The 7,967-nt window shown below is 37.3% G+C and carries 9 protein-coding genes, 2 pseudogenes and 1 riboswitch; of the genes and pseudogenes, 3 read left to right on the forward strand and 8 right to left on the reverse strand.

Annotated elements, in window-relative coordinates:
• Together scpB and V7147_RS19900 are read right to left on the reverse strand one after the other, a co-directional pair.
• The coding region (gene scpB / locus V7147_RS19895) for an SMC-Scp complex subunit ScpB (protein ID WP_335369554.1) at positions 1-238 on the reverse strand (238 nt) is incomplete at its 3' end.
• A 2-nt stretch (positions 239-240) separates the two neighbouring features.
• Entirely contained in the window at positions 241-996 is a 756-nt protein-coding gene (locus V7147_RS19900; protein ID WP_335369555.1) for a segregation/condensation protein A, read from the reverse strand.
• A gap of 419 nt (positions 997-1,415) precedes the next feature.
• Between V7147_RS19900 and V7147_RS19905 the strand changes: the two genes are divergently transcribed.
• On the forward strand, positions 1,416-1,505 hold the full coding sequence (locus tag V7147_RS19905; RefSeq protein WP_083497245.1) for a YjcZ family sporulation protein: 90 nt from the start codon (positions 1,416-1,418) through the stop codon (positions 1,503-1,505).
• 321 nt (positions 1,506-1,826) lie between these two features.
• Positions 1,827-2,357: a DUF309 domain-containing protein gene (locus tag V7147_RS19910; RefSeq protein WP_335369556.1), complete on the forward strand. Its 531-nt coding sequence runs from the start codon at positions 1,827-1,829 to the stop codon at positions 2,355-2,357.
• An 11-nt stretch (positions 2,358-2,368) separates the two neighbouring features.
• Here the strand turns inward: V7147_RS19910 and V7147_RS19915 are convergent, their stop codons facing one another.
• The 6 genes and pseudogenes from V7147_RS19915 to V7147_RS19940 form a co-directional block, all read right to left on the reverse strand.
• On the reverse strand, positions 2,369-2,746 hold the full coding sequence (locus V7147_RS19915) for a GNAT family N-acetyltransferase (RefSeq protein ID WP_335369557.1): 378 nt from the start codon (positions 2,744-2,746) through the stop codon (positions 2,369-2,371).
• A gap of 177 nt (positions 2,747-2,923) precedes the next feature.
• Positions 2,924-3,391 carry a 6,7-dimethyl-8-ribityllumazine synthase gene (ribH, locus tag V7147_RS19920; protein ID WP_335369558.1) on the reverse strand — a complete coding sequence of 156 codons (468 nt, stop codon included), beginning with the start codon at positions 3,389-3,391 and terminating at the stop codon, positions 2,924-2,926.
• Positions 3,392-3,451: 60 nt separating this feature from the next.
• Positions 3,452-4,072: pseudogene (gene ribB / locus V7147_RS19925) on the reverse strand (3,4-dihydroxy-2-butanone-4-phosphate synthase); the annotation flags it as partial.
• A gap of 16 nt (positions 4,073-4,088) precedes the next feature.
• Positions 4,089-4,745 carry a riboflavin synthase gene (gene ribE / locus V7147_RS19930; RefSeq protein ID WP_335369559.1) on the reverse strand — a complete coding sequence of 219 codons (657 nt, stop codon included), beginning with the start codon at positions 4,743-4,745 and terminating at the stop codon, positions 4,089-4,091.
• A 10-nt stretch (positions 4,746-4,755) separates the two neighbouring features.
• Positions 4,756-5,810: pseudogene (gene ribD / locus V7147_RS19935) on the reverse strand (bifunctional diaminohydroxyphosphoribosylaminopyrimidine deaminase/5-amino-6-(5-phosphoribosylamino)uracil reductase RibD).
• A 201-nt stretch (positions 5,811-6,011) separates the two neighbouring features.
• Positions 6,012-6,196, reverse strand: a riboswitch (FMN riboswitch).
• Between the two features lie 260 nt (positions 6,197-6,456).
• A complete protein-coding gene (locus V7147_RS19940) occupies positions 6,457-6,891 on the reverse strand; it encodes a peptidylprolyl isomerase (protein ID WP_335369560.1) in 435 nt (144 codons plus the stop codon).
• A 194-nt stretch (positions 6,892-7,085) separates the two neighbouring features.
• Between V7147_RS19940 and V7147_RS19945 the strand changes: the two genes are divergently transcribed.
• A complete protein-coding gene (locus tag V7147_RS19945; RefSeq protein ID WP_335369561.1) occupies positions 7,086-7,955 on the forward strand; it encodes a DUF1002 domain-containing protein in 870 nt (289 codons plus the stop codon).
• The last annotated feature ends 12 nt before the right edge of the window (positions 7,956-7,967 follow it).

A 7,967-nucleotide genomic window follows, 5' to 3' on the forward strand; every position in this document is an offset into this window, starting at 1 on the left:
GTTTTTTCAAATAACCAGCATGATCTTTTTTTGTAGTGAGTTGATAGGTTCCAGCAACTTCAACTAGATTTATACCTCGTCCTGGTTGACTGTATCCATCTTTCAACTCGCCTACGATATCCAATACGGTGCTCTCATTTATTTCTAAGACGGTTGCCATTTGTTTTAATGTCAATCCTTCGTCTCCAGCTGCAAAAAGTAAACCTTCGACAATGGCTTTCCAATCAATTAATTTCATGACTAATAATCCCTTTCCATACTCGATATATAAATTTCTGAAAAATTGTTCTGCTGTTCGATTAACACAACATTTTTTTTCATTAATTCAAGAAGCGCAAGGAATGTAACAACAATATGGTTTTTATCATCATATGGAAAAAGCTCTGTGAATTTCTTTTTTCCACGGTACCCTTTTAATTCGTTAATAATTTCTTTCATCCTTTTTTCGATAGGTATTTCTTGTCTCGTAATTCTTGTTGACAAAGGCTTCTGCAATTTTTTGCGACGCATTAGCTTTTGAAGCGCGCCAAGCATGTCATAGAGATTGACATCTAAAGAATGATCGATGGCGACATCCTTAGTAAATTCACTTAAATCACTAGGGGCCTTTGTAAACAATTGGGAACGTTCTTCTTCTAAAACTTTGAGATCTTCTGCAGCATTCTTATATTTACGGTATTCAATTAGTCGATTCATCAAATCTTCACGCGGATCTTCTTCAAATTCAAACTCGGAATCTCCGTCGATAAGTTCTTCTTCCTGTTTTGGAAGCAACATTTTACTTTTAATTGCTAAAAGTGTTGCAGCCATAACCAGGTATTCACTTGCAATATCTAATTGTAATACTTTCATTGCATGTATATACATTAAGTATTGTTCTGTAATTTCTGCAACTGGTATGTCATAAATATCAATTTCTAATCGATTGATTAAATGTAAAAGAAGGTCTAACGGACCTTCAAAAGTGTCAATTTTTACGCTGTAATGTAAATCCACGCTCATCTCACCAAAAATACCCTTCATGACAGTTTCATATACCTCTATTTTAACACAATCAAATGCGCCTTTGCGTATTTTGCGCCCAATTTTTTTAGGCCCACACCTTGTGGGTCACAAAGACGTGACCACAGGACGTGGCGCTCTTAGTCTTTGATCCCCTAATGCTCGAAAAATTTCCATTAAAAAATCGTGGCATCCGCCGGAGGCATTAAGTTTAATCAGCAGAATTTGAAGACTTCAAGCTGATTAAAGGTAAGAGTATAGAACATAATGACCATTCAATCCACACTGGATTTTGGTATTTGCCACAATTTTTTTTTGAAAAACTGATGTTATATATGGACACCAGCCCACACAAGAAGTGGTATTAGTCATATGATAACTGTGTAACCAAGAATATTAAGGAGGTATTTTAAATGAGTGGCGGATATGGATTTGGAGGCGGATTTGCCTTAATCGTAGTATTGTTTATTCTGTTAATTATCGTTGGTGCAGCTTGGTTTTAATTAAAAATTAAAATTGACGATAAAGTGTTCAGCATATTGCTGAACACTTTATTTTTCCCATGTTGTGGGTGCATTTAATGTGTTAAACTACTTTACATAGTAATCAAATGCGCCTTAGCGTATTTGCGCCCGATTTTTTTAGGCCCACACGTTTGTGGGTCACAAAGACGTTGCATCAGGATCTGGCGTTCTTAGTCTGAGTTCCTTAATTTCAGTCGGACTTTGAACCCCGACTGGATTGTATACCCCTATAGCATTCATCACCACTTGAATTAGTAAGGGACCTCTACTGAATAAAGTTAAAAGGATGTGTGATCCCACTTGTACCCACAAGCATTTATTGATTATTTAATTCATTTTCACTGTGACCGCGATTATTTTGAATGCCATGAAATTTTGGAAGATCATTGGAAGGAAGACCCTGTTCCTGAAAGAAAGACATATTGGGTAGGTTTAATTCAGATTGCGGTATCACTTTATCACTACCGCCGCAAAAACACAGCCGGTGCACTCAAAATGATGAAAAGCGCTCTTAAGATTTGTAATGAGCATAAATCTGAATTAGAACAATTAGGCTTTCAGGTTGATAAACTGATTGAACTTTTACAAAAGAAATTTCATGATATTGAAAATGGCTCACCATATGAAAGTATAAATTTACCGTTAACAGATAATAATCTACTTTCAACTTGTATTTCACAGGCTACCGAATCCGGGAAATCATGGGGAGAAGCAAGTGATTTATCAAATCAAGAATTAATTCATAAACATACTTTACGCGACAGAAGCGATGTGATTGCCGAACGGCAAAAACAATTCCTCTTGAAGCAGAGCATACGAAGCAAAAACTAAAAAGGACAGTCTTATGACTGTCCTTCTTGGCAATTTTCATCCTCTGAGAAATCACATTTCTCAAAGAAAGCTGCTGTATGTTCATTTGGTCGTAACTCACGATCTGGAAAATGCTCTTTTAGCGCCTTCACCATCTTCTTACCAATACCTTGGTACCGATGAGATGGATTCACACAAATATGTTGAATTTCAACAAGATCCCCGTCATGGATTGTTGTTCCGATAATTCCTACAATATCTTCTTCTTTCCATAAGAATAGCTGCTGTGTATCATCCTCTTCATATTGCTTCATCGTTGCTTGCAGGTTCTTTAAGTCCTTTTCGGTCGGCATAAATGAAAGAAGCCCCATTGCGATTTTCTCATAATTCTTTTTATAACGAATTAACATATAAATCCCTCATTATCGAAAAACTTTCCAAATAGTATAACCATTACTACTTTTGGACTAACCTTAATATTTTAATTAAGAGTACCATTAACCAAGTTATTTTTCCATAGTCTTTTCGCAATACCCTTAAATTTAAATTATATCCAAAACCTTTTATATCTATACAAACTCTTGGAATTATTCAAATGAACGAGCTAGGTTCGCCATTTCAATTGCAGATACAGCAGAATCCCATCCCTTATTTCCTGCCTTTGTTCCCGCTCTTTCGATTGCTTGTTCAATTGTATCAGTTGTTAAAACACCGAACATAACTGGCTTTCCTGTTGCTAATGAGGTTGAAGCTAATCCTTTCGCTACCTCGTTACATACAAAATCATAATGGGAAGTAGAGCCTCTAATGACAGTACCTAATGCAATAACTGCGTCATATTTACTTGATTCAGCCATTTTTTTAGCAATTAAAGGAATTTCAAATGCACCTGGAACCCAAGCAATTTCAACATCCTCATCGGCAACACCATGTCTCTTAAGTCCATCAAGAGCTCCGGTTAATAACTTTGCTGTTATAAATTCATTAAAACGTGCAACGACAATCCCTACTCTTAAACCTGTGCCAACTAAGTGTCCTTCATAAATTTTATTCATTATGAACCTCCTGTGTTATTAGTTTTTTGTTTTATTTTATAAAAAATGTTTCATTGCCTATTCATTTATTGTAAGTTGTTGATTTTGCTTACGATAATGGATGAGTTCCTCAATCGTAATCATTTTTAGGTTAAATTCATTGGCAATCTTACGCAGATCATGAACTCTCGCCATGGTTCCGTCTTCTTTCACAATTTCACAAATTACTCCAGCAGGCTCGGAACCACATAGGGCCGCCAAGTCAACTGCTGCTTCTGTATGACCTGCTCGAACGAGGACCCCTCCTTCCTTTGCTATTAAAGGAAAGACGTGACCTGGTCTTTTGAAATCAGATGGTTTTGAGTCTGGGTTGAGCAACTCCATTATTGTTTTTGAACGTTCAATTGCACTTATACCGGTTGTACTCGTTTTATGATCGATGCTTACGGTAAAAGCAGTTCCATGTGGGTCCGTATTATGTGTTACCATCGGATCAAGATTTAATTTTTTCGCTAACGAATTTGTAATAGGAGTACATACGAGTCCGCGTCCATGTGTAATCATAAAATTAATGACCTCTGGAGTTGCTTGATCGGCAATCGCGATAAAATCTCCTTCATTTTCACGATTTTCATCATCACATACTATGACTACTTTTCCCTGTTTTAGGTCGGCAAGTGCATCTTCAATTGGATCAAACATTGTTATCCCCCCTTTTTTATTTAAAACCATGTTCTTCTAAAAAGCTTGCGGTGATCTTTGATTTTGTTGATTTTTCGTTTCCAAAAGAACGTTGCATGAACTGACTTACATATTTCCCGAGCATGTCACATTCGATGTTTACAATGTCTCCTACACCCTTTTTATGCAAAATCGTTTCGGATAACGTATGAGGGATCAAAGAAATAGTAAACGTATTTTCGGTAAGTCCGAATATAGTTAGGCTTGTCCCGTCCACTGTAACCGAACCTTTATAGATCATAAATTGAACAAGTTCTTCAGGAATTTCAATTTCATAATACACGGCATTCCCTTTTGGTTCTTTTCGAACAATTTTTCCGATGCCATCAACATGACCTGAAACGATATGACCTCCAAAGCGGCCACCCACAGACATTGCTCTTTCTAGATTGACAGGAGATTGTTGTCGCAATTCACGTAATGAAGTTGATTTAATCGTTTCTGGCATCACATCCACAGTGAAACCATCAGAAGTAAATTCCGTCACTGTTAAACAAACTCCATTGACCGAAATGCTATCACCTAAGTTTACATCCTCGAGAATTTTTTTTGCCTGAATCACCATTTCAATTGATTCCTGCGATCCATTTATCGCTTTAACTTTCCCAATTTCTTCTACAATCCCTGTAAACATGTTTTCACCTCTATCTCGGTTCTGCTACGATTTTAACGTCTTCTCCGAGTTGTTCCACAGATTTAATGGTTAATTGTAATGCATCATCGATGGATTCGATTCCAGTACCACCAATAGACGTCGGTGCAAGTTTTCCACCAAATAATTTTGGTGCAAGATAGACGATAACTTGGTTAACAGCCTTTTCCTTTAAAAAACTGCCATTCACTTCGGCACCGCCTTCTACATATATAGAGGAAATACCTTCTTCACCTAGAAGTGTAAGAATCGATTTAATCGACAAGGTAGGCTCTTGTAATTGTAGGATTCGGACACCTTTTTTCTCATTGAATCCATTTATTTTTTCTTGATCGGCTTTGTCGGTAACAATAATCCAAGTTTCTGCTTNNGTGAATCTAGGGGTGTTCTAAGGGATGAATCCAAGATGATTCGAATCGGATTTTTGCCTGTCCCATTCGGAAGCCTAGTTGTTAAACTCGGATTATCTACAAGCACTGTGTTAACCCCTACAAGAATGGCATCATGGATGCTTCTATATAAATGAACATCATTTCTTGCAGCATCACCCGTGATCCATTTACTTTCACCGGTAACTGTTGCGGTTTTTCCATCAAGAGTAGTGGCAGATTTCAAGGTTACATAAGGAATTTTTTTATCTAAAAAATGATAAAAAACTTGATTTAATGCATCTGCTTGTTCCTTGCATACCCCGACTTCTACTTCAATTCCCGCTGCTTTTAATTTTGCAATTCCTTTACCAGCAACGAGTGGATTTGGATCAGTTGTCGCAATCACAACCCGTTTCACATGGCTATTCACTAAAAGGTCTGCACATGGAGGTGTTTTTCCATGATGACTACAAGGCTCTAATGTTACATAAGCCGTTGCATTTTGGGCTTTATCACCAGCCATCCGAATCGCATGGACCTCTGCATGTGGTTCCCCGGCTTTTAAGTGTGCACCAACTCCTACCACACGGCCCTCGTTTACAATAACAGCACCGACTACAGGATTGGGCGTCGTTTGTCCAACACCAGCTTTTGCAACATTTATCGCTAAATTCATATAATCTTGATCTCTCACGGATCAACACTCCTTTCTATTATCATGTGCTTATTACAGGGGTTTCTATCTTTGTTTCCAAAACAAAAAGACCTCGGATTGCAATCCGGGGTCTTGGTCGATGTTATTTAAGCAACAGAATATGTATTTTTGTCCAACACAAATAAAGGTATAATGGACAAATTTTTCTTCACATACCGTACTAACATCCTTCTCCCATCCAGACTTTAACTGTCGGCCTTGGATTCTCACCAAAGTCCACCATTTTAAATGAAGATCATGGCTTAGCGCCTTTCAGCAACAAATTGTTGATATTAAAATGGGTCACGGGCTTAGAACAATTGTTCATCACCGTCGGTAAGGAATTTCACCTACCCCCGAAGGAAAACTATTTATTTTTTAGCGATGTAAATCAGTATAACATACATTACTCTTATTTTGTCGAATTAAGCATTATACGATACAGATTATGTATTTTGAGTTCATTAATTACGCTAATACGAGCCAATAAATAACTCCCCATGCAATCGAAATTAAAAGCAAAACAAAAAAAACTGTCCATCTTCCTTTACCCATTTAGGTTCACCTCAAGAATCATTATAGGACAATAAAAAAGACACAACAAGAATGACCTGTTGTGCCCTCTTTCTTATTCTTCCCAAACTTTAACTTCTTTCATTACATCGCCTTGTTTAATTCGGTACACAGATTCTAATCCTTCAATTACTTGACCGAATACAGTGTGTACACCATCTAAATGAGGCTGTGATTCATGTACGATGAAAAATTGGCTTCCACCAGTGTCTCGTCCAGCATGAGCCATTGATAATGCTCCTGGTACATGTTTATGTGGATTTCCTTCTGTTTCACACTTAATTGTATAACCTGGTCCACCAGTTCCGTTTCCACTTGGGCAGCCACCTTGTGCGACAAATCCAGGGATCACACGGTGGAAAGTTAGGCCATTATAGAAACCTTCATTCGCAAGCTTTTCAAAGTTTGCTACTGTTCCAGGTGCTTCATTTGGATATAACTCAATTACGATTTTTTCTCCATTTTCGAATTCAATGCTAGCTTTTTTCATTTGAAACCTCCGCTCGTATTCTTTCGTCAATATGTATTGAACGAGTTCATTTTACTATAAATGGTTGGAATAATCCAATCTGAAAAGGGGGCGATTTTCCTAAATATATAGTTAAAAGATATTTTTGGTAAAGAATATTGTATAATAGGTAAGATGGATAACCTTGTTTTGAACAATTAAAGGAGGAAACTAGTTTGAGATATAAATTCATACTTCCGTTATTACTTGTATTTTCACTCATCTTTCCATCACTTAGCTTCGCAGACGCTATACCTGGAGATGTGATTATTACACTTGGTGAAAACCTAACTGAAACACAAAAAGAAGCAATTCTAAACGAAATGAACGCACCCGACAACCCTCAGATTGTCGTTGTCACAAATGCGGAAGAACATCAGTACCTTGGAAATTATATACCCAAGGCTAGCATCGGAAGCAGGGCTCTGTCTTCAGCTTCGATCACCATTGGAGAAAAAGGTTCTGGATTAGATGTAACCATTTCGAAACATATTACTTTAATTACAGAAGAAATGTATGCAAACGCATTAATTACAGCTGGTGTGAAAGATGCGAAAATTTATGTAACTGGACCTTTTGATGTTTCTGGAACAGCAGCATTAACCGGAATTATTAAAGCTTACGAGATTTCTTCGGATCAAGTAATTCCTGAAGATGTTAAACAGGCCGCCAACGAAGAAATGGTCGAAACGACAAAATTGAGTGAGAAATTTGGTGCAGAAGATGCTGCTGCCTTAATGGCAAAAATCAAAGATGAAATAGCAAAAAATGCTCCAAAAAACGACGAGGAACTACGAACTATCATCGTTAATGCAGCAAAGGATTTAGGAATTACACTGTCAGATGCAGACATACAGCGACTAATGGACCTTTTCAATAAGCTAATGGAGCTCAATATTGACTGGAATCAGGTCGGAGAACAATTAAACCTAGCAAAAGAAAAGCTAACAAACTTTCTGGGTTCTGAAGAAGGCCAAAGCTTTTTAGATAAACTAAAAGACTTTTTTGTTAGCCTGATTGACGCCATTAAGAATTTTTTCAAATAATGTCCATAATGA

Origin of the sequence: Bacillus sp. JJ1521 (genome assembly GCF_036965165.1) — a bacterium.
In the GTDB taxonomy this organism is placed as follows: Bacteria; Bacillota; Bacilli; order Bacillales; family Bacillaceae_L; genus Ferdinandcohnia.